The following is a 26,398-nucleotide window of genomic DNA, read 5'->3' as shown; positions in this document are numbered from 1 at the left end:
TCGAGGTCCGTAGCCGCCTTCAGGCTAGGCGGAGAAGCCCAGCTGGCGCGAGATGACCATGAGCTGGACCTCGCTGGTGCCCTCGCCGATCTCCAGGATCTTCGAGTCGCGGTAGTGCCGCGCGACCGGGTTCTCGTTGAGGAAGCCGTAGCCGCCGAAGATCTGCGTGGCGTCGCGGGCGTTGTCCATCGCCGCCTCACTCGCGGTCAGCTTGGCGATCGACGCCTCCAGCTTGAACGGCTTGCCGGCCATCAGCTTGAAGCATGCGTCGTAGTAGGCGAGGCGTGCGGCATGCACCCGCGCCTGCATCCGCGCGATCTTGAAGGCGATGTACTGGTTGGAGCCGATCGGGCGGCCGAACACATTGCGGCTCTTGGAGTAGCGGATGGCCTCCTCCAGGCAGCCCTGGGCGGCGCCGGTGCAGAGCGCGGCGAAGGCCACGCGGCCTTCGTCGAGCGTCTCCACGAAGTTGGCGTAGCCGCGGCCGCGCTCCCCCAGCAGGTTCGCCTCGGGCACGTGCACGTCGGTCAGGGTGAGCGGGTGGGTGTCGGAGGTGTGCCAGCCGACCTTGTCGTACACCGGCTCGGCGACGAAGCCGGGGGTGCCGGTGGGGACGATGATCGCCGAGAGCTCCTTCTTGATGGAGCCGTCGGGCCGCGTCGACTCGCCGGTCACCGCGGTGATGGTGACGAGGCGCGTGATGTCGGAGCCCGAGTTGGTGATGAACTGCTTGGTCCCGTTGATCACCCACTCGCCGTCGCGCAGTTCGGCGGTCGTCTTCGTGCCCGACGCGTCGGAGCCCGCCTCCGCCTCGGTCAGCCCGAACCCGGCGAGCGCCTCGCCGCGCGCGAGCATCGGCATCCACTCCTGCTTCTGCTCTTCGGTGCCGCTCCGGAAGATCGGCATGACGCCGAGGCCGACGCCTGCCTCGAGGGTGACGCCGATGGACTGGTCCACGCGTCCCAGCTGCTCGACCGCGATGCAGAGCGACAGGTAGTCCTTGCCCTGGCCGCCGTACTCGACGGGGAAGGGCAGGCCGAACAGGCCCATCCGGCCCATCTCGGCGATGATGTCGTACGGCAGGCTGCGCTTGGTGTCGTACTCGTAGGCGGCGGGCGCGACGACGGTGTCTGCGAAGTCGCGGACCTCGTCGCGCAGCCGGCGCTGCTCGTCGGTGAGCTGGAAGCCGGCGATGTCGGTCTCGGCCGCGGCGTCGGTGCCGCCGGTGGCGCCGGTGCGGGTCATCTGCATGGTCATGCGGGTCCTGTCTCTCGTGGTGACTTTTCTCGTGCGGCGGCCGGTCGTGTCGGCGCCGCGTCCGCCTCGTGAGGCGGCACATCGGGGGTGGGGGTGGATGCGGCGGGCACGTCGTCCGCGTCGGGCACGTCGTCCGCATCCACGCGGGCGACGAGCTGGTCGAGCCGGACGAGGTCGCCGGGTGCGGCGTGCACCGTGACGGTCCCGGCCACGGGAGCCACCAGCCGGTGCTCCATCTTCATCGCCTCGACGACGACGACGGTGTCGCCGACCTCCACGCGTGCGCCCGCGTCGACGGGGACGGCGACGACCGTTCCCGGCATCGGCGAGCGGAGTTCGGGATGCGCCGCGAGCGTCCCGCGGTCGACGGCCGCGAGGCGGTCTGCGAGAACGGTCGCACGGTCGCGCAGGCGCAGCGGCCGCACGCGGCCCTCGCGGCCCAGCCAGACGGTCGTCCCGTCGCGCGCGACGTCGAACCGCACGGTCTCGCCGTCGAGCTCGAGCAGCGCGACGCCGGGCTCGCCGGCCGCCGCGGGTCCGCTCACGCGCAGCGCGGCGCGACGCGGCGCGGCAGCATCCAGGCCGACCGACACCCTCGCGTCCTCGGTCCCGCCGGCGACGGTCACGGTGACGCCCTCGACGTCGTACCGCACCGGCCGCGCCCGTCCGAGCCGCCATCCCGTCGGTGCGGCCCACAGCGGCCCGACCTCCGGCGGCGCCTCCCAGCGGTCCCGGTGCGCCATAAGCGCGGCCGCGATCAGCTCGGGCTCGGTCACGGGCGCCGGCTGGCGCTCGGAGAACCGGCGGTCGATGAGCGTGGTGTCCATGCGCCCCGCAAGCACATCGTCGTCGGAGACGAGGTCGACGAGCCACGCGACGTTCGACACGGCGCCGAGGATGCTCGTCCCGGCGAGCGCTCCGCGCAGGCGGGCGAACGCCTCGTCCCGGTCCTCGCCCCAGGCGATCACCTTCGAGAGCATCGGGTCGTAGTCGGTGACGATCGGGATGCCCGCGGCCAGCCCGCTGTCGACGCGCACGCCCTCCCCGCGCGGCTCCCGCAGCGCGAGCACGTGACCAGCGGCCGGGAGGAAGCCGCGCTCCGGGTCCTCCGCGTACACGCGGGCCTCGACGGCGTGGCCGTTCAGTCGGACCTCCGCCTGCCCGAAGGCGAGCGGCTCGCCGGCGGCGATGCGCAGCTGCTGCTCCACCAGGTCGAGGCCCGTCACCAGCTCGGTGACAGGATGCTCGACCTGCAGCCGGGTGTTCATCTCCATGAAGAAGAACTCGTCCGGCGAGTCCGCCGAGACCAGGAACTCGACCGTCCCCGCACCGACGTAGTCGACGCTCGCGGCGACCCGGCACGCGGCCTCGCCGATCCGCTCCCGGGTGGCGCTGTCGAGCAGCGGCGACGGCGCCTCCTCGACAACTTTCTGGTGGCGCCGCTGCAGCGAGCACTCGCGCTCGCCGAGGTGCACGATCCCGCCATGGCGGTCGGCCAGGACCTGCACCTCGATGTGCCGGGGGGAGGCGACCAGCCGCTCCAGGAACAGCGTGTCGTCGCCGAAGGCCGCGGCCGCGACGCGCCGTGCGGCACGAAGGGCCTCGGGGAGCTCGGCGGGCGTGTGCACCGCCTGCATCCCCTTGCCGCCGCCGCCCGCGGACGGCTTGACCAGCACGGGGAACCCGATCCGCTCGGCGGCTGCGATGAGGTCGTCGTCGCTGAGCTCCGGCTCGGCGATGCCCGGGATGGTGGGCACGTCGTACTCGGCCACGGCGTGCTTCGCGGTGATCTTGTCGCCCATGACCTCGAGCGCGCGGACGTCCGGTCCCACGAACACGATGCCCGCCCGCGCGCACGCCTCCGCGAGCGTGGGGTTCTCGGACAGGAAGCCGTATCCGGGGTGGACGGCCTCTGCGCCGGTGCGGCGAGCCGCTTCCAGGATCGCGTCGACGTTGAGGTAACTCTCGCGGGCGGCGGGCGGACCCAGGCGGACGGCGACATCGGCGAGCGCGACGTGGGGCGCGTCGCGGTCGGCGTCGCTGTAGACGGCGACCGAGCGGATGCCCAGGCGCTGCAGCGTGCGGATCACCCGGCAGGCGATCTCTCCCCGGTTGGCGACGAGGACGGTGCGGAAAGGCGTAGAGGTCACGGCGGTCACATCCGGAAGAGCCCGAAGGCGGTGTCGGGCAGCGGAGAACGGGAGACCACGTCGAGGGCGAGCCCCAGCACCGTCCGGGTCTCGGCGGGGTCGATCACGCCGTCGTCCCAGAGCCGGGCGGTCGAGTAGTACGGGTTGCCCTGCTCCTCGTACTGCTCGGTGATCGGCGCGCGGAACGCGGCCTCGTCCTCGGAGCTCCACTCCTCGCCGCGCGCCTCCAGCTGGTCGCGCTTGACGGTCGCGAGGACGCTGGACGCCTGCTGGCCGCCCATCACCGAGATGCGTGCGGCAGGCCACATCCACAGGAAGCGCGGCGAGTAGGCGCGGCCGCACATGGAGTAGTTGCCCGCACCGAAGGATCCGCCGATCACGACGGTGAGCTTCGGCACGCGGGTCGTGGCGACTGCCGTGACCATCTTGGCGCCGTTCTTGGCGATGCCGCCGGCCTCGTAGTCGCGGCCCACCATGAAGCCGGAGATGTTCTGCAGGAACAGCAGCGGGATACCGCGCTGGTCGCACAGCTCGATGAAGTGCGCGCCCTTCAGGGCGGACTCGCTGAACAGCACGCCGTTGTTGGCGACGATGCCGACGGGATGCCCGTGGATGTGCGCGAAGCCGGTCACCAGCGTCGTCCCGTACTCGGGCTTGAACTCGTGGAAGCCGCTGCCGTCGACGATGCGCGCGATGACCTCGTGCACGTCGTAGGGGGCCTGCACGTCGACCGGGACGACGCCGTACAGCTCGGCCGGATCGGCCGCCGGCTCGACCGTCTCGGTGACGGACCAGGCGGGGGCGGCGGGTGCGGGCAGCGTCGCGACGATGTCGCGCACGATCGCGAGCGCGTGCTCGTCGTCCTCCGCCAGGTGGTCGACGACGCCCGACGTGCGGGCGTGCAGGTCGCCTCCGCCGAGCTCCTCGGCGCTGACGATCTCGCCGATCGCCGCCTTCACGAGCGGCGGTCCGCCGAGGAAGATCGTGCCCTGGTTGCGCACGATCACCGTCTCGTCGCTCATCGCCGGGACGTATGCTCCGCCCGCGGTGCAGGAGCCGAGCACTGCGGCGATCTGCGGGATCTTCGCCGCCGAGAGCCGGGCCTGGTTGTAGAAGATGCGGCCGAAGTGGTCGCGGTCGGGGAAGACGTCGTCCTGCATCGGGAGGAACGCGCCTCCGGAGTCGACCAGGTAGATGCACGGGAGGCGGTTCTCCAGCGCCACTTCCTGCGCCCGGAGGTGCTTCTTGACCGTCATCGGGTAGTACGTTCCGCCCTTGACCGTCGCGTCGTTGCAGACCACCATCACGTGGCGGCCGGCGACGAGGCCGATGCCGGCGATCACGCCCGCTGCCGGGCTCTCGTCGTCGTACATCCCTGTCGCGGCCAGTGGTGCGAGCTCGAGGAAGGGACTCCCCTCGTCGAGGAGCGCGTCGATGCGGTCACGCGGCAGCAGCTTTCCGCGCGCGACGTGACGTTCGCGCGCCCGCTCGGGACCGCCGGCCGCCGCCACGGCGAGCCGTCGCCGGAGGTCGGCCACGAGCTCGCGCTGGGCCGCGTCGTTCTGCTCGAACCGGGCGTCCGTGGCGGACGCCTCACTGATCAGGGTCGGCATGCTGCTCCGTGTGTCGTCGTCGACATTCGGTTAGTGGTCACTAACTCGGTTTTAGGTTAGTGTTCATTAACCGAAATGTCCAGCGCCGCAGCTGCGGCCGAACCCCATCGAGGACGATGACCCAGCTCGACCCCGCCGCGCCGCTCGAGCGCCCGACGCAGCGCAGCCAGGCCAAGGCCGATCGCCGCGCGGCGCTGCTGGAGGCCGCCGCCGGGCTGTTCGCCGAGCGCGGCTTCAACGGGGTCTCCATCGAAGACCTCGGTGCAGCGGTCGGTGTCAGTGGACCGGCGGTCTACCGGCACTTCGCCTCCAAGCAGGCCGTGCTCGAAGCGCTCCTCGTCGGCGTCAGCGAACGGCTCCTCGCGGGAGGCCAGGCGGTCGAGGAGACCGCCGAGGACGCCGACGCCGCCCTGCGCTCCCTGATCGGCTTCCACATCGACTTCGCGCTCGGCGAGCCCGACACCATCCGCGTGCAGGACCGCGACCTCGACTCCCTCACCGAGACCGCCCGGCGCCAGGTGCGCCGCCTGCAGCGTCGCTACGTCGAGGTGTGGATGCGCGTGCTCGGCGCACTGCATCCCCGGCTCGACGACGACGAGCTCCGCGTGCGCGTGCAGGGCACCTTCGGCCTCCTCAACTCCACCCCGCACACCGCACGGGTCGGCACCCACCAGGTGGCCTCCGACGCCGTGCGCCCCGTGCTCGAACGGATGGCCTGGTCGGCGCTCACCTCGCCCTGACCGCCCGCCGGGCCGTCACGGGCATGGGATACAGTCCACAGTGACGGCGCTGCGCTACCCGACCCGAAGGAGTGACGTGGGCGAGGACACCCCCCGGCTCAGACGGCATCATCGGGTGCTGCGGGTCGTCGGCGGGGTGGTCGTCCTCCTGCTCGCACTCGTGGTCATCGCGGGCGGCGTCGGCGTCTGGACGGTGACCAGGTCCTTCCCGCAGACCTCCGGCTCGGTGGATGTGCCGGGACTCACCGCTCCGGTCACGGTGTACCGCGACGGAGCAGGCGTGCCGCAGCTGTACGCCTCCACCGCCGACGACCTCTTCCGGGCGCAGGGGTTCGTGCACGCGCAGGACCGCTTCTGGGAGATGGACTTCCGGCGGCACGTCACCTCGGGCCGGCTGTCGGAGCTCTTCGGCGCGAGCCAGGTGCCGACCGACACGTTCATCCGCACCCTCGGCTGGCGGCGCGTCGCCGAGCAGGAGGTGAAGCTGCTCGACCCGACCTCGCTGCGCTACTACCAGGACTACGCGGACGGGGTGAACGCGTACCTCGCACAGCATTCCGGTGCCGAGCTGTCGCTCGAGTACGCCGTGCTCGGGCTGCAGAATCCGTCTTACAAGCCCGAACCATGGACACCCGCCGACTCGGTCGCGTGGCTCAAGGCGATGGCCTGGGACCTCCGTTCCAACCTCGAGGACGAGGTGGACCGGGCGCTGCTCGCGACGAAACTGAAGCCCGAGCAGGTCGCCGAGCTGCATCCCGGCTACTCGTACACGAGCCATCCGACGATCACCGACCTCGGAGGCGGGAACCCGCGGGTCACGACGCCGGACGTGCGTCCCGGCGCCATCGCATCCTCAGCGGACGACGGCTCGGCAAGCGCCGCAGCAGTGAACCCGTCGGATTACGCCTCGCAACTGCAGCAGATCGCCGCCAGCGTGGACCGCCTGCCGCAGCTGATGGGACCGGCGGGAGACGACATCGGCTCGAACTCGTGGGTCGTCGGCGGCGCGCACACCGCGAGCGGCAAGCCGTTGCTCGCCAACGACCCGCACCTGGGCGCAGCCCTCCCCTCCGTCTGGTACCAGATGGGCCTCCACTGCACGAAGCCGGGCCCCGCCTGCCCGTTCGAGGTATCCGGGTTCAGCTTCTCCGGCTTCCCGGGCATCATCATCGGGCACAACGACCGCATCTCCTGGGGCTTCACGAATCTCGGCCCGGATGTCGCCGACCTGTTCGTCGAGAAGGTCACCGGCAGCACGTACGAGTACGACGGCAAGCAGGTGCCGCTGCAGAAGCGCACCGAGCGCATCCACGTCGCCGGCGGCGCGGACGTGACGATCACCGTCCGCTCGACCCTCCACGGCCCGATCGTGACCGACATCGGCGATGCCTACGCCGCCATCGCGAAAGACCAGGCGGGCAAGCTCGGGGTCCCCGCGCAGCAGTTCCAGCTCTCGCTCGCCTGGACCGCGCTGACGCCGGGCACGACCGCGAACGCGATCTTCGCCTTCGACACTGCGCGGGACTGGGCCGGATTCCGTGCCGCCGCGCAGTCCTTCCAGGTCCCGTCGCAGAACCTCGTCTACGCCGACGTGGACGGGCACATCGGCTACCAGGCGCCCGGGCTCATCCCCACACGCCGTGGGGGCGACGGAACGCTGCCGGTCCCGGGATGGACCAGCCAGTACGCCTGGACCGGCACCATCCCATTCGATCAGCTCCCCTCCGTGCTCGACCCGCCGGCCGGCTACCTCGTGACGGCCAACAACGCCGCCGTCGGCCCCGCCTATCCGCAGCTCATCACCGCGGACTGGGACCTCGGCTACCGCGCGAACCAGATCGAGGTGCGGCTGGCGACGCTGTTCGGCGCGGGGAAGAAGGTCACCTCGGCGGACATGTCGGCGATCCAGTCGGACACGTACGACGCGAACGCGGCGAACCTCGTGCCGGTGCTGCGCGCCGTGGCCGAGAAGCCGGATGCGCCCGCCGACGTACAGCGGGCGGCCCAGCTGCTCGACGGGTGGGACTACCGCGACGACGCGGACAGCGCTCCCGCCGCCTTCTTCGCCGTGTTCTGGAAGGAGCTGCTGCACGACATGTTCGCCCGGCGGCTGCCCGCGGCGACCGCGCCGACCGGCGGTGACCGCTGGTTCGCGGTGGTGGGCTCGCTGCTCGACGAGCCCGAATCGACCTGGTGGGTGGACTCCGACCTCGGCACGACCGACCGCGATGGGATGCTGACCCTCGCGGCCGGGCGCGCCTGGCGCGAGACCGGGCACCTGCTCGGCGGCGATCCGTCGTCGTGGCGCTGGGACCGCCTCCACACCCTGACGCTGGAGAACGCCAGCCTCGGGGAGTCCGGCGTCGCACCGATCGAGTGGCTGTTCAACCGCGGACCGTGGCACGTCGGGGGCGGCTCGTCGGTCGTGGATGCGACCGGCTGGGACGCATCCGTCGGTTACGGCGTCTCGCGCGTCCCCTCGATGCGGATGGTCGTGGACCTCGCCGACCTCGACAAGAGCACCTGGATCAACCTGACCGGAGCCTCCGGGCACGCCTTCGACGCGCACTACACCGACCAGACGGATCTCTGGGCGGTCGGGAAGACGCGTCCGTGGCCGTTCACCGCCGCCGCGGTCCGCGCGGCCGCGACGCAGACCCTCACCCTGCGACCGCCGCACTGACGACCGGCTGTGGCTCAGCGGCCGAGGTCGCGCTCCGGGGAGCCGACGTACAGCTGCTGCGGGCGGCCGATCTTCGTCTGCGGGTCGAGGTTCATCTCGCGCCAGTGGGCCACCCATCCGGGGAGCCGGCCGATCGCGAACAGCACCGTGAACATCCGCGTCGGGAAGCCCATGGCCTTATAGATCACGCCCGTGTAGAAGTCGACGTTCGGGTACAGCTTCCGGTCGACGAAGTACTGGTCGGCCAGAGCGACCTCCTCCAGCTCCTTCGCGATGTCGAGCAGCGGGTCGTGCACGCCGAGCGCTTCGAGCACCTCGTCCGCCGACTGCTTCACGAGCTTGGCGCGCGGGTCGAAGTTCTTGTAGACGCGGTGACCGAAGCCCATCAGCTTGACGCCGGACTCCTTGTTCTTCACCCGCTCCACGAACTTCTGGACGCTCTCGCCGGAGTCGCGGATGCCCGCGAGCATCTGAAGCACGGCCTCGTTCGCGCCGCCGTGCAGCGGGCCGTAGAGGGCGTTGATCCCGGCGGAGACCGAGGCGAACAGGTTCGCCTGCGTCGAGCCGACCAGACGGACGGTCGAGGTGGAGGCGTTCTGCTCGTGGTCCTCGTGGAGGATCAGCAGACGCTCCAGCGCGCGCGACAGCACAGGGTTCACCTCGTACGGCTCGGCCAGCGTGCCGAAGTTGAGGCGCAGGAAATTGTCGACGAAGCTCAGCGAATTGTCCGGGTACAGGAACGCCTGGCCCAGGCTCTTCTTGTGCGCGTACGCGGCGATCACCGGGAGTTTCGCGAGAAGACGGATGGTCGACAGCTCGATCTGCTCGGGATCGTGCACGCTCAGCGAGTCCTGGTAGAAGGTCGACAGCGCGGAGACCGCGCTCGACAGCACCGACATCGGGTGCGCGTCGTGCGGGAGCGCGTCGAAGAAGCGGCGCAGGTCCTCGTGCAGGAGGGTGTGACGGCGGATGCGCTCGTCGAACTCCGCCAGCTCGGCCGGCGTCGGGAGCTCACCGTGGATGAGCAGCCAGGCGACCTCGAGGAACGTGGAGTTCTCGGCGAGCTGCTCGATCGGGTAGCCGCGGTAGCGCAGGATGCCCTGCTCGCCGTCGATGTAGGTGATCGAGGAGCGCGTGGCCGCCGTGTTGACGAAGCCGTAGTCGAGGCTGGTGAGCCCGGTCTGCTTGGTCAGGGTGGAGAAGTCGATGCTCGAGGCACCGTCGACGCTGGGACGGATCGGGAACTCCGCGACGCCCCCCGGGTAGCTCAGCGAGGCCGTCGCGAGCTCGGTCTCCGGCGCGAGGTCGGCCTCGGTGGGGGCCTTCTCGGTGCCAGTGCTCTCGGTGCCGAGTCCGCTCACAACGCCTCCTGGTGGGGATAGTCGGGGTCTTGCGCGCCGGTTGTGGCAGCGCTGCACAGTGCCGCGCGCTAGCGGCCCTGCCGGTACAGCCTAACGAACCTCGGCGACAACTGCGGCATCGGGCAAAGCCTGCGCGGATCGGTTAGAGGGAGTCTCCAAAGGCGCGCAGCCGCTCCGCCGCCGCGGCCACCCGCTCATCCGTCGCGGTGAGCGACAGCCGCACGTGCTGCGGGAAGAACTCGCCGTAGAAGTGGCCCGGACCGGCGAGGATGCCGAGGTCGGCGAGACGACCGATGCTGTCCCAGGCGTCACGCCCCTCCGTGGCCCAGAGGTACAGGCCGCCCTCGCTGCGATCGACGCGGAAGCCCGCCGCCTCGAGTGCCGGCTTCAGCAGCTCGCGGCGTGCGCGGTAGCGCTCCTTCTGCGCCTCCACGTGCTCCTCGTCTCCGAGTGCGGCCACCATGGCGGCCTGCAGCGGGGCGGGGAGCATCAGGCCGGCGTGCTTCCGCACGTTGACCAGCCGCGACACGACCGTGCGGCAGCCGGCGACGAACGCGGCACGGTATCCGGCGAGGTTCGACTGCTTGCTGAGCGAGTAGACGGCGAGCACGTTCTCGCGGTTCTGCCCGATCACGCGGGGGTCGAGGATGCTGGGGACGCGCTCCGCATCCCACGGCGCCTCCCAGCCCAGCTCCGCGTAGCACTCGTCGCTGGCGATGTAGGCGCCGAGCTCGCGCGCGCGGGCGACGGCCGCGCGCAGCTCGTCCACCGAGAGGATGCGCCCGTCCGGGTTGCCCGGCGAGTTCAGCCAGACCAGGCGCGTGCCCTCCGGCCACTCGGCCGGTTCGTCGCTCGCGACGGCGGTCGCGCCGGCGATGGTCGCCCCGACGGCGTACGTCGGGTAGGCGGCACGCGGGTGCACGACGATGTCGCCCTCCCCGAGCCCCAGCATGAACGGCAGCAGCGCCACGAGCTCTTTGGAGCCGATGGTCGGCAGGACGTTGTCGACGGTGAGCCCGCGCACCCCGCGGCGGCGCTCGAACCAGTCCACGATCGCTTCGCGCAGGGCGGGCGTGCCCACCGTCTGCGGGTATGCGTGCGCGTCGGTCGCCTCGGCGAGCGCGCGGCGGATGAGGTCGGGCGTCGGATCGACGGGCGAACCGATCGACAGATCCACGATGCCGTCGGCGTGCGCACGCGCACGCTCGGCGTACGGGACCATCAGGTCCCAAGGGTAGTCCGGGAGCTCCTGCAGAGCCACAGCGCGCGGCCGCTCAGTGGGCCTGCGGAGGCAGCGCGGCGATCACGGGGTGGTCCTTCTGGATCACGCCCACCTTCGAGGCGCCCCCGGGCGAGCCGATGTCGTCGAAGAACTCCACGTTCGCGCGGTAGTAGTCCTTCCACTCCTCGGGCAGGTCGTCCTCGTAGTAGATCGCCTCGACGGGGCAGACCGGCTCGCAGGCGCCGCAGTCGACGCACTCGTCGGGGTGGATGTAGAGCGACCGTTCGCCCTCGTAGATGCAGTCGACGGGGCACTCGTCGATACAGGCCCTGTCCTTCACATCGACGCACGGGAGAGCGATGACATAGGTCACAGTGGTTCGGATCCCTTCACGAGGAGCGGTTCTTCTAGCTTATGCCGTCGCCGACGCGTCGGCGGCCCTGCACGTCCGGCCAGGCGACGACGACCGCCGCGATGAGGATGGGCGCGACGAGCCAGACCTGCCCGGCGAGGTTGTTCGGGATGAGCACCGACCCTCCCCCGCTCTGCTGCGTGAAGAGCAGGATGACCGCGATCGCGCCGAGCGCCGCGAGCAGCGCCGGGAGGCGGCTGTGCCCGAGCAGGCGGAGGCCGACCAGCAGCGACGTGTAGGCGAGCAGAGACAGGATCAGGCCGAGCGGGATCGGGATGCCCCACGCCACCGTGAGTTGGTGGGCGATGGTTCCGATCGCACCGATCGCGGCCCCGGCCAGCACGAGGAGGATGGCGCTGACGATCCGGCTGAGCATCCTCGAATCCTACCTGGACACTCTCGGAGACGTGATCTACAGTCGAATGGGTAAGGTTAGCCTTACCAACCTCAGCCCCCGATCCTGGACAAGGTCCCCTGTGCTCGCGAACTACCTGATCGGCCTCCGTGAAGGCCTCGAGATGGCGCTCATCGTCACCATCCTGGTCGCCTACGTCGTCAAGCTCGGTCGCACCGAGGTGCTCTCGAAGCTCTGGATCGGCGTCGGTATCGCGCTCATCATCCCGCTCGCAATCGGCGCCGCGCTGACCTGGGGGCCCTACGGCATGAGCTTCGAGGCTCAGGAGATCCTCGGCGGCTCGCTCTCGTTGGTCGCAGTCGGGTTCGTCACATGGATGGTGTTCTGGATGGGCAAGACGGCCCGCTCCATGAAGTCCACCCTCCACAACCGTCTCGACTCGGCACTCGTCGGTGCCGGCTGGGGCGTCGTGCTCCTGGCCATGCTCAGCGTCGGCCGCGAAGGCATCGAGACCTCGCTGTTCGTCTGGGCGACGGTCGCGAGCACCGGCGGCAGCTGGGAACCCGCGGTCGGCGCGCTCCTCGGGCTCGCCACGGCGGCAGTGCTCGGCTTCCTGCTCTACCGCGGCATGGTCAAGATCAACCTCGGCACGTTCTTCACCTGGACCGGCGTGTTCCTCATCGTCGTCGCGGCCGGCGTCTTCGCGTACGGCCTGGGCGACCTCCAGGAGGCGGGCCTCATCCCCGGCGGCGGCGTCCACGCCTACGACGTCAGCGGCGCCATCCCCTCCTCCAGCTGGTACGGCACCCTCGCCGCCGGCATCCTGAACTTCAACCCGTCGCCGACCTGGCTGCAGGTGGTCGCGTGGGTCGCGTACCTCGCGGTCGTCGGGTTCTTCTACGTGCGGCAGCACCGCGCCTCGGCGCGCCCTGCGGCCCGGAAGCCGGCTGCCGCCACCGCGTCGCACGCGCCCATCGCCTCCTGACCCCCTCCCCTCACCTTCCCGACGCCCCAGAGAAAGCGCAGCACACCCATGCCCCGACTCCGCCCGGTGACCACCCGCACGGCCCGCCCGGTCCGCCGCCGCCTCGTCGCCACCGCCGGATCCCTCGCCGGAGCCGCCGCCCTCGCCGCCGCACTGACCGGCTGCGTGCCCAATCAGGCGACCGCGTCCGACGAGGCCATCGCCGTCACGCTGACCGACTCGAAGTGCACCGTCTCGACCAGCACGGCGAAGGCGGGACCGATCACCTTCCAGGTGACCAACAACGGCGCCGACGTCAACGAGTTCGAGCTGCTCGCGACGGACAAGCTGCGCATCGTCGGCGAGAAGGAGAACATCGGCCCGGGCACCACCGTCAACTACGTGGTGCAGCTGCCCGAAGGCGACTACTTCTCGGCGTGCCGCAAGGGGATGGTAGGCCAGCCGGCGCACGTCGCCGCGTTCACGGTCACACCCGGATCGGGGAAGGCCGTCTCGCAGAGCGAGAGCAAGCAGGTCGGCCAGGCGGTCACGAACTACATCGGATACGTCAAGGACCAGTCGGGAGCGCTCCTGACCGCCACGAAGTCGTTCGCGGCGGCGTACGCCGGCGGCGACGCGGCCGCTGCGCGGGCGCAGTACGCCGCGACCCGGGCCTTCTACGAGCGGATCGAGCCCACCGCCGAGCAGTTCGGCGACCTCGACCCCGCGCTCGACCTCCGCGAGGCCGACCTGGCCGAGGGCCAGGACTGGACCGGCTGGCACCGCATCGAGAAGGACCTCTGGGCACCCGCGGGCTACACCCCGGCCGACGGCGCGACGCGTATCCAGCTCGCGGACAAACTGGTCGCCGACACCCAGCGCCTCTACGACCTCGTGCACGCGAAGTCCTTCACGCTGACCATCGACCAGATCTCCAACGGGGCCATCGGCCTGATGGAGGAGGTCGCGGGATCGAAGATCACCGGCGAGGAGGAGGCCTTCTCGCACACCGACCTGCAGGACTTCCAGGCGAACCTCGAAGGAGCCCAGGTGGCGTACGGGGTCGTCCGCGACATCGCGGAGTCGAAGGGCAGCAGCGGGAAGGACGTCGTCACGAAGCTCGACTCCGAGTTCACGACGATCGCCACGACCCTGGCCCAGTACAAGAGCGGCGACGGTTTCGTCAGCTACACCGCGCTCAGCACCGACCAGGTGAAGCAGCTCTCCGACCAGGTCAACGCGCTCAGCGAGCCGCTCAGCCGACTGACCTCGATCATCGTCAAGTAGGGCGCGTGTCGCAGCAGAACCACGAGAGCGCCGAGCGGCCGGAATCCGCGCACGCGGCCATCGAGCAGGACGCCGGGCAGCAGGATGCCGGGCGGCAGGACGCCGGGCGGCAGGACGCCGGGCGGCAGGACGCCGGGCGCCCGGGGCTGTCGCGGCGCGGGATGCTCGGGCTCGCCGGCGCGACCGTCGGCGCCGGGCTCGTGGGCGCTGCTGCGGGCGTGGGCGTGGACCGCGCGGTGGCCGCGGCAACGGCCGGGTCCGCATCCACTTACCCGTTCTACGGCGCGCACCAGGCCGGCATCACCACGCCCGCTCAGGACCGGCTGCACTTCGCCGCGTTCGACGTCGCCCCCGGGCTCGACCGGGACGGCCTGATCGAGCTGCTGCACGACTGGACCACGGCCGCCGCGCGGATGACGCAGGGCCGACCGGCCGGCAAGTACGGACCGACGTCGGGCCCGTCCGACGCTCCCCCGGACGACACCGGCGAGGCCCTCGACCTGCCGCCCGGCGGGCTCACGCTGACGTTCGGGTTCGGCGCCACCCTGTTCCGCACCGCCGCCGGCGTCGACCGCTTCGGCATCGCCTCCCGGCGCCCGGCGGCACTGGTCGACCTGCCGCGCTTCCCCGGCGACGCCCTGCTCGACGCGATCACCGGCGGCGACCTGTGCGTACAGGCGTGCAGCGACGACCCGCAGGTCGCCGTCCATGCCATCCGCAACCTGTCGCGCATCGCGTTCGGGCGTGCGGCGATCCGCTGGTCGCAGCTCGGCTTCGGCCGCACCTCCTCCACATCGCGCGCCCAGGCGACTCCGCGCAACCTGTTCGGCTTCAAGGACGGCACCGCGAACATCAAGTCCGAGGACCAGTCCGTGGTCGAAGACCAGGTGTGGGCCGCGGGCGACGACGGCGCCGCTTGGATGCACGGCGGCTCGTACCTCGTCGCGCGGAAGATCCGCATGGTGATCGAGACCTGGGACCGGCAGCAGCTCGGCGAGCAGGAGCGGATCATCGGACGCGACAAGGGCGAGGGCGCCCCGCTCTCCGGCGGCACCGAGTTCACCCCGCCCAACTTCCTCGCGCTGGCGAAGGACGGCGGCACGAAGATCGACCCCGACTCGCACGTGAAGCTCGCGCATCCCACCTCCAATGGGGGCGCGCAGCTGCTGCGCCGCGGCTACAACTTCGTCGACGGCAACGACGAGCTCGGACGGCTCAACGCCGGCCTGTTCTTCATCGCGTTCCAGCGCGACCCGCGCACGCAGTTCATCCCGATCCAGCAGCGCCTCGCGTCGAACGACCTGATGAACGAATACGTGCGCCACGTCGGCTCGGGTGTTTTCGCCGTGCCCCCCGGCGCGAAGGAAGGGTCGTATGTGGGGGCCGGGCTGTTCGCCTGACGGCCCCGGCTGTCACGACCCCGCGGTCGGTGTCGGGCTCGGCGCCTTGCCCTTGGACACGGAGTAGTTGGCCACCCAGCCGTTGCTGCCCGCGTCCGTGACGACCACGAGCACCCCGTACGTGCCGTTGCTGAACGTGCCCGTGCCGCCGCCGTTCGGCCCGCGTGCGCCGAACTCGCCGCTGAAGCCCGCATCGGTCAGCTGCTTCTCGATGGCGGTGTACGCGTCTCCCCCGTCGACCTTGACCGTAACGTTCCACACCTTGTCGTCGCCGGAGCCGAGGCCCGCACCGAAGACCACGTCGCCGCTGGCCAGGGGCACGTCCTTCGGGAAGTCGGACGGCACGGAGGTGCCGCCGATGTCGACGTTGCCGCCGGAGAGGTCCTTCACGGCGCCCTGGAAGCTGCACCCGCTGAGCGCGGGCGCCGACCCGAGCAGCAGCGCGGCGACGAGCGGGACGACGAGGAGGCGACGGCGGTTCATGCCTCCATTGTCCCCGACGCATCCGCGCAGCAGGCTGCATGATCCGCCTGCGCGTCCTCCCGTCGGATCCGTGGCAACGGAGGAGTCCGGGTCCCAAATCTCCGACGTACCGCGGTGCGGGAGGAGATTCGGGGCCGAATTGGCCGCATCTCCTTCCGTAGCGCCGGGATCTCCGACGCAACCCGGTTCCGCCCCGGCCCCGACACGAAGGAGGCCCGCCTGCGCAGTGCGCGGGCGGGCCTCCGGAGGAACAGCAGCGGCCGTCAGACCGCGGCGGCGGCGTCCTGGCGCTTCAGGCGGGCGGCGGCGCGGCCGCGCGCGGTCGCATCCAGCTCGACCTTGCGGATGCGGACGGCCTCCGGGGTCACCTCGACGCATTCGTCGTCGCGGGCGAACTCCAGGCACTCCTCGAGCGTCAGCTGGCGCGACGGCGTCATCGACTCGAAGTTGTCGGCGGTCGACTGACGCATGTTGGTCAGCTTCTTCTCCTTGGTGATGTTCACGTCCATGTCGTCGGCGCGCGAGTTCTCGCCGATGACCATGCCCTCGTAGACCTCTTCGGTCGGGTTGACGAAGAACGTCATGCGCTCCTGCAGGGCGATGATCGCGAACGGGGTGACCACGCCGGAGCGGTCGGCCACGATGGAGCCGTTGCTGCGGGTCACAATGTGGCCGGCCCAGTCGTCGTATCCGTGGGCGATCGCGTTCGCGATGCCCGTACCGCGGGTGGTGGTCAGGAACTCGGTGCGGAAGCCGATCAGGCCGCGCGACGGGACGATGAACTCCATGCGGACCCAGCCGGTGCCGTGGTTCGCCATGTTCTCCATGCGGCCCTTGCGGGCGGCGAGCAGCTGCGTGATCGCGCCGAGGTACTCCTCGGGGGCGTCGATCGTCAGGTGCTCGAACGGCTCCTGCAGCTTGCCGTCGACGCGCTTGGTGACGACCTGCGGCTTGCCGACGGTGAGCTCGTAGCCTTCGCGTCGCATCTGCTCGACGAGGATGGCGAGCGCCAGCTCGCCGCGGCCCTGCACCTCCCACGCGTCGGGACGGCCGATGTCGAGCACGCGCAGCGACACGTTGCCGATGAGCTCGCGGTCGAGGCGGTCCTTGACCATGCGCGCGGTGAGCTTGTGGCCCTTCACCTTTCCGACCAGCGGGGAGGTGTTGGTGCCGATGGTCATCGAGATCGCGGGCTCGTCGACGTGGATCGCGGGCAGCGGGCGCACGTCGTCCGGGTCGGCCAGCGTGTCGCCGATCATGATGTCGGCGAAGCCTGCCACGGCGACGATGTCGCCGGGGCCGCCGGACTCGGCCGGATAGCGGTCGAGCGCCTTCGTCATCAGCAGCTCGGTGACGCGCACGTTGTGCACGTCGCCGTCGTGGCGAACCCACGCGACGGTCTGGCCCTTCTTGAGGGTGCCGTTGAAGATGCGGAGCAGGGCGAGACGGCCGAGGAACGGCGAGGCGTCGAGGTTCGTCACGTGCGCCTGCAGGGGCGCCTCGGGGTCGTAGCTGGGGGCCGGGATGTGCTCGAGGATGGCCTCGAACAGCGGCTCGAGGTCGTCGTTGTCGGGCAGCTCGCCGTTCGCGGGCTGGTTGCGGCTCGCGGCGCCGGCGCGGCCGGACGCGTAGACGACCGGCACGTCGAGGATGGCGTCGAGGTCGAGGTCGGGCACGTCGTCCGCGAGGTCGCTGGCGAGGCCGAGCAGCAGGTCCTGGCTCTCGCTCACGACCTCCTCGATGCGCGCGTCGCCGCGGTCGGTCTTGTTGACCGCGAGGATGACGGGGAGCTTCGCCTCGAGCGCCTTGCGCAGCACGAAGCGCGTCTGCGGCAGCGGGCCCTCGGACGCGTCCACCAGGAGCACGACACCGTCGACCATGGACAGGCCGCGCTCGACCTCGCCACCGAAGTCGGCGTGGCCGGGGGTGTCGATCACGTTGATGGTGATCGGGCCGTTCGCGGCGTGCTTGCCGTTGTACGAGATCGCCGTGTTCTTGGCGAGGATCGTGATGCCCTTCTCACGCTCGAGCTCGTTGGAGTCCATCGCGCGGTCTTCCACGTGAGCGTGCGCATCGAACGAGTTCGTCTGCTTGAGCATGGCGTCGACCAGCGTGGTCTTGCCGTGGTCGACGTGTGCGACGATCGCGACATTGCGCAGATCGTCGCGGCGGGCGACGGCGTTCTCGGACATGCGTGAAGACTCGACTCTCGTCAGAAGGAAGAAGGGGAACGGTCCATTCTATCCTGGATCCGCTCCCCTTCTCCTGTGTCCGCTGTCAGCGAGCGCTACAGCCCCTGCGCGACGGGCGGCTCGGGCGTCTGCGGCTCCTGCGGGATGGGCCCGGTCTGGGCCTCGTCCGAGCCGGCGGCGAGCAGCTCCAGCCGCAGCGCACGGCGGGCGCGCTGCTGGTCCGGGTCCGGGAGGGGCACCGCGGCGAGCAGTCGCTGCGTGTACGCCTCCTTGGGGTAGCGGAGGATCTCGTCGCGGGTTCCGACCTCCACCAGGCGCCCGTGGTGCATCACCGCGATGCGGTCGGCGAGGACGTCGATGACGGCGAGGTCGTGGGTGATGAACAGGCAGGCGAAGTTCATCTCCTTCTGCAGCGACTGCATGAGCTCCAGCACGCGGGCCTGGACCGACACGTCGAGCGCGCTCGTCGGCTCGTCCGCGATGAGCACCTGCGGCTTGAGCGACAGCGCGCGGGCGATGCCGACACGCTGCTTCTGGCCGCCGGAGAGCTCGTGCGGGAACCGGCTGCGGTAGGCGCGCGGCAGCTCGACGCTGTCGAGCAGGCGGTCGACCTCGCGCGCGAGCTCCGGTCCCTTCAGCTTCTTCGCCAGGCGCAAAGGCTCGGCGATGGAGTCGGAGATCTGGAGGCGCGGATTCAGCGACGACGACGGGTCCTGGAACACGATGCCGACGTTGCGGTGCAGCGCCCGGATCTCATCCCGGCTGGGCTTGCTGATGTCCTGACCGGCGACGACCAGCTTGCCCGAGTGGATGGGCAGCAGCGCGATCGCCGCACGGCCGAGCGTGGTCTTGCCGGAGCCCGACTCGCCCACGAGGCCGACGACCTCGCCCTCGTGGATCTTGAGGTCGATGTCGCTCGCCGCGCGGAAGGCCGGAACGCGGCCGTGCTTCGGGTACTCGATCGCGACGTTCGAGAAGTCGACGACGATCTTGCGCTTGTCCATCTCGGACTTCTCGTGCTCGGCCTGCGCCGCGCGCTCGTTGGCGCGGATCCGCTCGGTGAACGAGGCGTCCGGGTTCTCGGTGCCCGCCGCGAGGGCGGCCGTCGTGTCGATCTCCTCGTCTTCGCGCTGGCCCAGGTGCGGGACGGCGTTCAGCAGCGCGATCGTGTACGGGTGCTGCGGGTTGGCGAAGACCTCCTTCACCGTGCCGGACTCGACGATGTCGCCCTTGCGCATGACGACGATGTTGTCGGCCAGGTCGGCGACGACGCCCATGTCGTGGGTGATCAGCAGGATCGCGCTGTCCAGGCGGTCGCGGAGGCTGCGCAGCAGCTCCAGGATCTCGGCCTGCACCGTCACGTCGAGCGCGGTGGTCGGCTCGTCGGCGATCAGCAGCTTCGGGTCGCACGAGATCGACTGGGCGATCATGGCGCGCTGACGCTGTCCGCCGGAGAGCTGGTGCGGGTACGAGTCGAACGCCTTCTTCGGGTCCGGCAGCTCGACCATCGCGAGCAGCTCGAGCGCGCGCTCCTTGGCCTCGTGCGGCGACATCCCGAAGTGGATGCGCAGGGTCTCGATGATCTGCGAACCGACCGTGTACACGGGGTTCAGAGCCGTCATCGGCTCCTGGAAGATCACGGACACCTGACGGCCGCGCACGCGGCGCATCTGCTGCGGGCCCAGGCCGGTGAGCTCGCGCCCGTCCAGCTTGATCGAACCGCGGATGCGGGAGTTCTTCGGCAGCAGGTCGAGGATCGCCATCGAGCTGGCGCTCTTGCCCGAGCCGGACTCACCCACGATGGCGAGCACCTCGCCGGCCTTGATCTGGTAGTCCAGGTTCTTCGCGGCGGGCACCCATGCGCCGTCCACCCCGAAGTCGACGGACAGGCCGTTCACCTCGAGGACGGGGCCGCCCGGGGTGGCGGTGCCGACCGGAGCCGTTGTGGTCTCGGTCATGATTCGTGGTTCCTTTCGGGGGCGTCCGGACGGGATGAGAGCATGGAGCCATGCCCTACGTCTCCTCCGCCGAACGCGAGGTTTTCGTGTCCCGGTTCAACCGGGTCCTTGCCATCCTGGTCTGGGCGGCCGCCGCTGCGCTGGCCGTCGGCCTGCTGCTCAGCGTGCAGGACGCCCGGCTGCTGTACATCGTGCCGTGCGCGCTGTTCGCCTTCGTGGCCTGGGCCATGCTGTGGCGCCCGAGCTTCACCGTCGCGGACGACGGGCTCACCGCCGTCAACGTCACGCGCACCGTGCACGTTCCGTGGGAGGCGCTCATCCACGTTGACACCAAGTACGCGCTGACCCTGTACACGCCCGGGCACAAGTACCCGGTGTGGGCCGCTCCCGCGCCCGGTACCGCGCGCACCCTGCGCGCGACCCGCAACGAGACGAAGGGCCGCATCGGCCGGCCGAGCGTCGAGGACACCGTGCGGCGCCCCGGCGATCTGCTGTCCACCGAGTCCGGCGCGGCCGCCGAGGTGGTCCGCCGCCGCTGGACCCAGCTGCAGGACGCGGGCGTCCTCGAAGCGGGTCGCGCCGACTCCACGCCGGTGACCGTGCGCTGGCACATCGCGTCGCTGGTCGTGCTGGTGCTGCTCGCGGCGGGCGCCGTCGCCGCGCTGCTGCTGGCCTGATCGGGCCTGCGGCAGCGCGACGGGCGCGGTGATCACAGCACGTCCTCCGCGAGGGCTGCTCCGGTCCGCGGAGCGCGGTCGTCGCCCTCGCCCTCCTCCGGCTCCTGCTCGCGCATCTTGCGGAGGTTGAACCGGCGGTGCCGCGGGTCGAAGGCGTCGCGCAGTCCGTCGCCGACGAAGTTGACCAGCAGCGCGAGCGTCACGATGAACGCACCCGGCCACCAGAACAGCCACGGACGGGTCTGGAACGCCGACTCGTTCGAGCTGATCAGCAAGCCGAGCGAGACGTCCGGCGGACGGATCCCGAAGCCGAGGAACGACAGCGCCGTCTCCAGCAGGATTGCGGAGGCCATGATCAGCGTCGACGAGACGATGACCACGCCGATGGCGTTGGGGAGGATGTGCTTGAAGATGATGCGCGCATCCGAGGCGCCGGCGACCCGGGCAGCCTCGACGAACTCCCGCTCGCGCAGCGACAGGAACTCGCCGCGGACCAGACGAGCGATGCCCATCCACGAGAAGAAGCCGAGCATCAGGGCCAGGAAGAACGCCCCGAGTCCGCCGAACATGTGACCGACGACCGAGCCGATCACCAGAGCGGGGATCACGATGAAGACGTCGGTGATACGCATCAGGATGGCGTCGACGACACCGCGGAAGTAGCCCGCGATGGCTCCGACGACCACGCCGACGACGCTCGCGATCACACCGAGCACCACCATGACGAGCACCGAGTTCTGGATGCCGCGCATGGTGAGGGCGAAGTAGTCCTTGCCGATGCGGTCCTGGCCGAACGGGTGCTCCCACGTCGGGGTGCCCTGCTTGACCTGGTCGTTCAGCTCGGTGAAGTTGTACTTCCACCAGCCGGGGATCGGTCCGAGACCGATCGCCGAGATGGAGAACAGCACGATGACGATGAACAGGATCGCGCTCGCGACGGCCACCTTGTTCGAGAGGAAGCGCTTCCAGATGAGCTTGCCCTGGCTGACAGGCGGAGCACTCGGCTCCTGCAGCTCGTCGGCGATCATGGGTTCTGAGGTGGACATCAACGGACCCTCACTCTCGGGTCGAGCGCCGCGTAACTCAGGTCGGCCAGGAAGTTGAACAGGATGGCCATGGTCGCGATCACGACGAAGTACGCCATGACCGGGTTCAGGTCACCGCGGAACAGGCCCGCGTAGAACAGCGAACCCATGCCCGGGATGGCGAACACCTTCTCGGTGATGATCGCACCACCGAGCAGGGCGCCCACGTCGAACGCGACGAGCGTCGTGATCGGGATGAGCATGTTGCGGAACGCGTGCCGCACCACCACGGTGCGCTCGGGGAGGCCCTTCGCACGCGCGGTGCGGATGAAGTCCTGGTTGAGGACCTCGAGCATCCCGGCCCGGGAGTACCGGGTGTACGAGGCGAACGAGATCAGCAGCAGGGCGATCGTGGGCAGCAGCAGGTGCGTGAAGGTGTCGAGACCCGTCACCCACATGTCGCCGTCGAGCCCCGGCGTCGAGGAGCCGACGGTCGCGATGGGGCGGCCGTTGGTGTCCTGGAAGTACGTCGGCCAGGCCTGCATGAAGCGGTCGACGATGATGAAGAAGCCGGACACGATGGCGACGATGACCGCGACGCGCATGTTCAGGCCGCGGTCGTATCCGCCCACGAACCAGCCGATCGCCAGGCTGACCACGATGGAGACGATGGCCAGGATGACGATCGTCGCGACGGTCGACACATTGAACAGCGGCTGCAGCACGAAGTAGCAGACGAGCGACACCGCGCCGGTGATCGCAGCCGCGATCAGAGCGCGCCGGTTCTGCAGACCCGCGATCAGCGCGGTCGCGCCGACGACGGCGGCCGCGATGAGCAGGATCATCACCACCGGGCCGAGACCCGGGAAGAGGAACCAGTTCGTCACCGACATCAGGAGCAGCACTCCAGCGGTGGCGACGCCCGAGATGACGAACGTCAGCAGGCGGCGCCTGCGGTCGCCGCCGATGAGGGACTGCCAGATCAGACCGGCGACCACCCCGATGATCAGGGCCAGCCACCACGGGATGACCGGATGCACCAGGAAGTCGTTGAAGCCGATGGCGACGAACTCCTTGAGCAGCACCGCGACGAGGAAGGCCGGGAGCGAGTACAGGAAGAAGCTGAGGAACGTGACGACGTTGTCGAGTCCGCTGTACTGGCGCAGGGCCGTGACGATACCGATGGTGACACCGAGGAGGATCGCGAGGATCAGGGCGACCGTGACCAGCTGGACCGTCGAGCCGAGGGCCTGCGGGAGGATGTCGGTCACCTTCGCGTTCGAGATGGTCGACCCCAGGTCGCAGGCGTTGGCGAACGGGATGAGGCACTTGGCCGCACCGCCCAGCCACAACAGCCAGCGCAGCGGCGGCACGACATCCAGCTGCAGGAGCTGGATACGCGCGTTGATCAGCTGCGTTTTGTTGGGGGAATTGCTGCTTCGGAGGTCCTGGAGCGGGTCGGCACTGTAGGCCACCAGCATGTACATCAGGAACGAAGCGGCGATGATGATGAGCACTGAGACTAGAAGTCGCCTCAGGATGAAACTCGCCATAGGTTCAAAACCTTCACTGACAGGACGCGCCATGCGGGTCAGCGGCGGTAGGGGGTACGCCGCCAGGCGCGTTATCTAAGGGGCGGACGGATCACGTCCACCGACTACATGATACGGGGCGCCGGCCGGAACCGACGCCCCGCGCAGGAGAGTGCCCGGGGTTCTCCCGGGCACTCTCACTTACGGAGCTGTTACTTCGTGGAGGACTTGACCGACCACTCCCAGAAGTTCCAGAACGGGCCGGACTGCCCGCCGTTGTACTTGACGCCGTCAACCCGCGCGGTGGTCGCGAAGACACCCGGGAGCTGGAACAGCGGCAGGCCGTAGCCGTCGGCGAAGGTCTGCTTGTCGATCTGGTACTCGATCTTCGTCAGCTCATCCTTGTCCAGGGTGGTCTGCGACTTGAGGGCCAGGTCGTTGGTGCCCGTGTAGCGGTTGTAGTTACCGCCACCCTGCGAGGCGAACACCTGCGGCAGCTGCGTGGTGCCTGCACCCGGGCTGATCCAGCCGAAGAGCGAGGCGTCGTAGTTGCCACCCGGGAGGAGCTTGCTCCAGTCGGGCGAACCGGCGTCCACAACCTTGATGCCGGCCTTGGCGGCCGACGCCTGGATCGACTGGAACTCGTCGACACGGTTGGGGTTGTTCGTGTTGTACAGGATGCGGATCGACGGGGTGGCGCCGGCGAGCAGCTGCTTGGCGCCGTCGATGTCGACCTTGTCGTACTTGTCAGAGCCGTTCTGCTTGACGCTGCCCTCGTACTGCTCCTGGTTCGGCAGGAAGATCTGCGAGTTCAGGACCTTGGCCTTCGAGTCGACCGGGGTGACGATCGAGTCGAGGATCTGCTGACGCGGGATCGTCTTGAGGAACGCCTCGCGAACCTTGGCGTCGGCGAAGACCGGCGAGCCGAAGTTCAGGTCGAGGTGGTCGTACGACGCCTGCGCACCCGTCAGGATCTTCGCGCTGGTCTGCTTGAGCGCGGTGATCGTGTCGGCGGACGCCTGCGGGTTGATGATGTCGACCTCACCGTTCTGGAGAGCGGTGACCTGGGCGTTCGCGTCCGGGATGATGCGGAAGACGATCTTGTCCACGTTCGGCTTGAGACCGCCGGCGTAGTACTTGTTCGGCGACATCGTCAGCGACTGACCGGGGGTCCACGACGAGACGACGAACGGGCCGGAGGAGACCAGCAGGTCCTTGTCGGTCGGGAACGCGGTGACGTCGTAGCCGGTGTTGACGAAGTCAGCAGCCTTCTTCAGCGTCGGGTCGGCCGGCTGCGGGTTCGCCGGGTCGCCCTTGGGCAGGCCCTTCAGCAGCTTGGTCAGGTCGGCGGCCGAGGAGAGGCCCGCCTTCTTGGCGACGATGTGCGCGGGCTGCGCGATCGGGTTGACGAGCTCCCAGTCGACGTACGGCGTCGCGTACTTGAGGGTGATCGTGCGGTTGTCGTTGCTGACGGCCGGGAAGTCGGTCGCGTCGACACCCGCGGTCGAACCCGCGATCTGGAAGTACTGCGTACCGCTGGAGACGTTGCCCTGGTCGTCGAACTTCGCGGAGTCGTAGTGACCGGAGGCGATGGCCCACGCAAGGATCATGTCATCGGCGGTGACGGGCTGGCCGTCGCTCCACTTGTCGTCCTTGTTCAGCGTGTACTTGACCGTCAGCGGGTCGTCCGAGGTCTTCTCGAACGTGCCGAACTTGTCGTCGTGGACGATCTTGTAGTTGTTGTCGATGTACTGGAATCCGGTTCCGTACGATCCGTTCAGGTACCCGACCTGGCCGTTGGTGTCCAGGTTGCCCTGCGGCGTCTGCGAGTTGAACGAGGTGAAGTCGTTGACAACAGCGACCGTCACGGTGCCGCCCTTGGCAGCGGACGAGGTGCTGGTGCTACCGGACGTGGTGCAGGCGGACAGGGCGAGTGCGGCGACGCCTGCGACGGCGACAGCACTGAGCCCGAGCCTGACCTTTCTTCCGTTGGTGTGCAATGTTCCTCCTGTGCGAAGTGTGCGACGGTGCAAGCATGCGAGAACGCCTGTCCCGCGCGGGATAAGAATGACCCTAGGTATCGCCGCCAGCGATTGCAAAACAGGGCGGGAAAACGTTACAGAGTGGTAACTCAGTCGGTGGATTCCTGCACGAAGCGCACAAAAACGGAGGAATACTTCGCGCTATGCAACGATCTGATGGTTTCCCGCGTGGCCTGGCAGGATGCCCCTATGACCATCTCGCCGACCTGGACCGCTGAGACACCGGTGCAGCGCACATCCCGCCCGCGGCTGTGGTGGGAGGTCGCGATCGTGCTGGGCCTGTCGCTCGGCCAGTCCGCCGTGTACTCGATCGTCACGATCATCGACCGGTCGACGCAGAGCACGCCCCTGGCGCAGCAGAAGGCCGAGGTGAACCCCGCCCAGTCGAGCCGGGAGGTCTTCGACTTCCTGTACCAGGTGCTCGGCAACCTGTTCCCCCTCTTCGCCGTCGCGCTGGTGATCTACCTGCTCTGGCAGCCGCAGAGAAGCGGGTTCCGGCGGATCGGGCTCGACCTCACGCGACCCGGGCGCGACCTCGCTGGGGGCGGGCTGCTGTTCCTCGTGATCGGCGTGCCGGGCATCCTTTTCTACGCGGTCACCCGACTGCTCGGGATCACCGTCACGGTCGAGGCGTCGACTCTGAACGCCCACTGGTGGACGGTGCCGGTCCTTATCCTCGCGGCACTGCGGGCGGCGCTGCAGGAGGAGGTGATCGTCGTCGGCTACCTGTTCACGCGCCTGCGCCAGCTCGGTTGGGGACAGGGTCCTCTGGGGAAGTGGACGATCATCCTGTCGGCGGCGGTGCTGCGCGGCAGCTACCACCTCTACCAGGGCTTCGGGCCGTTCGTCGGCAACGCCGTGATGGGCGTCGTCTTCGGCTGGTGCTACACCCGCTGGGGCCGTGTGATGCCGCTCGTGATCGCGCACACGATCATCGACATCGTCTCCTTCGTCGGCTACCCCCTGGCCGTCGCATGGTGGCCCCACATCTTCGCCTGACCGCCCTCCCGTCGAGCTGCCAGGCCGCCGAGCACAGGAAAAACGC

At 69.5% G+C, this 26,398-nt stretch carries 20 protein-coding genes; 7 read left to right on the top strand and 13 right to left on the bottom strand.

The window, feature by feature from the left end:
* Positions 1 to 24: 24 nt before the first annotated feature.
* Genes QRN40_RS13575 through QRN40_RS13565 form a run of 3 tightly spaced genes read right to left on the bottom strand, consistent with a single transcriptional unit; the run spans position 25 to position 5,020 of the window.
* Positions 25 to 1,257, bottom strand: coding sequence for an acyl-CoA dehydrogenase family protein (locus tag QRN40_RS13575; RefSeq protein ID WP_285116210.1), 1,233 nt, complete (start codon positions 1,255 to 1,257; stop codon positions 25 to 27).
* Positions 1,254 to 3,407 carry an ATP-binding protein gene (locus QRN40_RS13570; RefSeq protein WP_285116209.1) on the bottom strand — a complete coding sequence of 718 codons (2,154 nt, stop codon included), beginning with the start codon at positions 3,405 to 3,407 and terminating at the stop codon, positions 1,254 to 1,256. Before QRN40_RS13570 ends, QRN40_RS13575 begins: the two co-directional genes overlap by 4 nt.
* Before the next feature lie 5 nt (positions 3,408 to 3,412).
* Complete coding sequence (locus QRN40_RS13565) at positions 3,413 to 5,020, bottom strand: carboxyl transferase domain-containing protein (protein WP_285116208.1); 1,608 nt, start codon at positions 5,018 to 5,020, stop codon at positions 3,413 to 3,415.
* Between the two features lie 116 nt (positions 5,021 to 5,136).
* Between QRN40_RS13565 and QRN40_RS13560 the strand changes: the two genes are divergently transcribed.
* Complete coding sequence (locus QRN40_RS13560; RefSeq protein ID WP_285116207.1) at positions 5,137 to 5,760, top strand: SACE_7040 family transcriptional regulator; 624 nt, start codon at positions 5,137 to 5,139, stop codon at positions 5,758 to 5,760.
* 76 nt (positions 5,761 to 5,836) lie between these two features.
* Positions 5,837 to 8,443, top strand: a complete 2,607-nt coding sequence (locus QRN40_RS13555; RefSeq protein WP_285116206.1) for a penicillin acylase family protein — start codon at positions 5,837 to 5,839, stop codon at positions 8,441 to 8,443.
* 14 nt (positions 8,444 to 8,457) lie between these two features.
* On the opposite strand, the gene QRN40_RS13550 is transcribed toward QRN40_RS13555, so the two are convergent.
* From QRN40_RS13550 to QRN40_RS13535, 4 genes are all read right to left on the bottom strand, one after another.
* Positions 8,458 to 9,714: a citrate synthase gene (locus QRN40_RS13550; RefSeq protein WP_502878940.1), complete on the bottom strand. Its 1,257-nt coding sequence runs from the start codon at positions 9,712 to 9,714 to the stop codon at positions 8,458 to 8,460.
* 232 nt (positions 9,715 to 9,946) lie between these two features.
* The gene (gene dapC / locus QRN40_RS13545; protein ID WP_285116204.1) at positions 9,947 to 11,065 is read right to left on the bottom strand and encodes a succinyldiaminopimelate transaminase; all 1,119 of its coding nucleotides are present in this window, start codon (positions 11,063 to 11,065) and stop codon (positions 9,947 to 9,949) included.
* 13 nt (positions 11,066 to 11,078) lie between these two features.
* Positions 11,079 to 11,399 (bottom strand): ferredoxin, encoded by a 321-nt coding sequence (fdxA, locus tag QRN40_RS13540; protein ID WP_121261659.1) that lies wholly within the window; start codon positions 11,397 to 11,399, stop codon positions 11,079 to 11,081.
* A 34-nt stretch (positions 11,400 to 11,433) separates the two neighbouring features.
* Positions 11,434 to 11,814 carry a hypothetical protein gene (locus QRN40_RS13535; protein WP_285116203.1) on the bottom strand — a complete coding sequence of 127 codons (381 nt, stop codon included), beginning with the start codon at positions 11,812 to 11,814 and terminating at the stop codon, positions 11,434 to 11,436.
* Between the two features lie 100 nt (positions 11,815 to 11,914).
* On the opposite strand from QRN40_RS13535, the gene efeU reads away from it, so the two are divergent.
* The 3 genes from efeU to efeB all read left to right on the top strand — a co-directional run bounded on the left by efeU (position 11,915) and on the right by efeB (position 15,444).
* Positions 11,915 to 12,778 carry an iron uptake transporter permease EfeU gene (gene efeU / locus QRN40_RS13530; RefSeq protein WP_285116202.1) on the top strand — a complete coding sequence of 288 codons (864 nt, stop codon included), beginning with the start codon at positions 11,915 to 11,917 and terminating at the stop codon, positions 12,776 to 12,778.
* Between the two features lie 66 nt (positions 12,779 to 12,844).
* A complete protein-coding gene (efeO, locus tag QRN40_RS13525; protein WP_285116201.1) occupies positions 12,845 to 14,044 on the top strand; it encodes an iron uptake system protein EfeO in 1,200 nt (399 codons plus the stop codon).
* 161 nt (positions 14,045 to 14,205) lie between these two features.
* A complete protein-coding gene (efeB, locus tag QRN40_RS13520) occupies positions 14,206 to 15,444 on the top strand; it encodes an iron uptake transporter deferrochelatase/peroxidase subunit (protein WP_285117495.1) in 1,239 nt (412 codons plus the stop codon).
* Positions 15,445 to 15,456: 12 nt separating this feature from the next.
* On the opposite strand, the gene QRN40_RS13515 is transcribed toward efeB, so the two are convergent.
* From QRN40_RS13515 to QRN40_RS13505, 3 genes are all read right to left on the bottom strand, one after another.
* Complete coding sequence (locus tag QRN40_RS13515; protein ID WP_285116200.1) at positions 15,457 to 15,927, bottom strand: hypothetical protein; 471 nt, start codon at positions 15,925 to 15,927, stop codon at positions 15,457 to 15,459.
* A gap of 263 nt (positions 15,928 to 16,190) precedes the next feature.
* Positions 16,191 to 18,119 (bottom strand): translational GTPase TypA, encoded by a 1,929-nt coding sequence (gene typA / locus QRN40_RS13510; protein ID WP_285116199.1) that lies wholly within the window; start codon positions 18,117 to 18,119, stop codon positions 16,191 to 16,193.
* Between the two features lie 95 nt (positions 18,120 to 18,214).
* Positions 18,215 to 20,077, bottom strand: a complete 1,863-nt coding sequence (locus QRN40_RS13505; protein WP_285116198.1) for an ABC transporter ATP-binding protein — start codon at positions 20,075 to 20,077, stop codon at positions 18,215 to 18,217.
* Between the two features lie 50 nt (positions 20,078 to 20,127).
* Between QRN40_RS13505 and QRN40_RS13500 the strand changes: the two genes are divergently transcribed.
* Positions 20,128 to 20,754: a PH domain-containing protein gene (locus QRN40_RS13500; protein ID WP_285116197.1), complete on the top strand. Its 627-nt coding sequence runs from the start codon at positions 20,128 to 20,130 to the stop codon at positions 20,752 to 20,754.
* A 32-nt stretch (positions 20,755 to 20,786) separates the two neighbouring features.
* Here QRN40_RS13500 and QRN40_RS13495 read toward each other — a convergent pair whose 3' ends face one another.
* From QRN40_RS13495 to QRN40_RS13485, 3 genes are all read right to left on the bottom strand, one after another.
* The gene (locus QRN40_RS13495; protein ID WP_285116195.1) at positions 20,787 to 21,800 is read right to left on the bottom strand and encodes an ABC transporter permease; all 1,014 of its coding nucleotides are present in this window, start codon (positions 21,798 to 21,800) and stop codon (positions 20,787 to 20,789) included.
* Complete coding sequence (locus QRN40_RS13490) at positions 21,800 to 23,332, bottom strand: ABC transporter permease (RefSeq protein ID WP_285116194.1); 1,533 nt, start codon at positions 23,330 to 23,332, stop codon at positions 21,800 to 21,802. Before QRN40_RS13490 ends, QRN40_RS13495 begins: the two co-directional genes overlap by 1 nt.
* A gap of 191 nt (positions 23,333 to 23,523) precedes the next feature.
* Positions 23,524 to 25,311, bottom strand: a complete 1,788-nt coding sequence (locus tag QRN40_RS13485; RefSeq protein WP_285116193.1) for an ABC transporter family substrate-binding protein — start codon at positions 25,309 to 25,311, stop codon at positions 23,524 to 23,526.
* A gap of 231 nt (positions 25,312 to 25,542) precedes the next feature.
* Between QRN40_RS13485 and QRN40_RS13480 the strand changes: the two genes are divergently transcribed.
* The gene (locus tag QRN40_RS13480; protein ID WP_285116192.1) at positions 25,543 to 26,352 is read left to right on the top strand and encodes a CPBP family intramembrane glutamic endopeptidase; all 810 of its coding nucleotides are present in this window, start codon (positions 25,543 to 25,545) and stop codon (positions 26,350 to 26,352) included.
* Positions 26,353 to 26,398: the final 46 nt, after the last annotated feature.

The sequence above is a fragment of the Leifsonia sp. fls2-241-R2A-40a genome, from assembly GCF_030209575.1.
Lineage (GTDB): Bacteria > Actinomycetota > Actinomycetes > Actinomycetales > Microbacteriaceae > Leifsonia.
This window is presented reverse-complemented; position numbering and strand designations above follow the sequence as displayed.

Coding starts and splice junctions, on each gene's coding strand:
- QRN40_RS13495 (WP_285116195.1), bottom strand. CDS start 21,800: ATGTCCACCTCAGAACCCATGATCGCCGACGAGCTGCAGGAGCCGAGT.
- QRN40_RS13480 (WP_285116192.1), top strand. CDS start 25,543: ATGACCATCTCGCCGACCTGGACCGCTGAGACACCGGTGCAGCGCACA.
- QRN40_RS13535 (WP_285116203.1), bottom strand. CDS start 11,814: ATGCTCAGCCGGATCGTCAGCGCCATCCTCCTCGTGCTGGCCGGGGCC.
- efeB (WP_285117495.1), top strand. CDS start 14,206: ATGCTCGGGCTCGCCGGCGCGACCGTCGGCGCCGGGCTCGTGGGCGCT.
- QRN40_RS13560 (WP_285116207.1), top strand. CDS start 5,137: ATGACCCAGCTCGACCCCGCCGCGCCGCTCGAGCGCCCGACGCAGCGC.
- QRN40_RS13505 (WP_285116198.1), bottom strand. CDS start 20,077: ATGACCGAGACCACAACGGCTCCGGTCGGCACCGCCACCCCGGGCGGC.
- QRN40_RS13500 (WP_285116197.1), top strand. CDS start 20,128: ATGCCCTACGTCTCCTCCGCCGAACGCGAGGTTTTCGTGTCCCGGTTC.
- QRN40_RS13515 (WP_285116200.1), bottom strand. CDS start 15,927: ATGAACCGCCGTCGCCTCCTCGTCGTCCCGCTCGTCGCCGCGCTGCTG.
- typA (WP_285116199.1), bottom strand. CDS start 18,119: ATGTCCGAGAACGCCGTCGCCCGCCGCGACGATCTGCGCAATGTCGCG.
- QRN40_RS13565 (WP_285116208.1), bottom strand. CDS start 5,020: ATGCCGACCCTGATCAGTGAGGCGTCCGCCACGGACGCCCGGTTCGAG.
- QRN40_RS13490 (WP_285116194.1), bottom strand. CDS start 23,332: ATGGCGAGTTTCATCCTGAGGCGACTTCTAGTCTCAGTGCTCATCATC.
- QRN40_RS13575 (WP_285116210.1), bottom strand. CDS start 1,257: ATGACCATGCAGATGACCCGCACCGGCGCCACCGGCGGCACCGACGCC.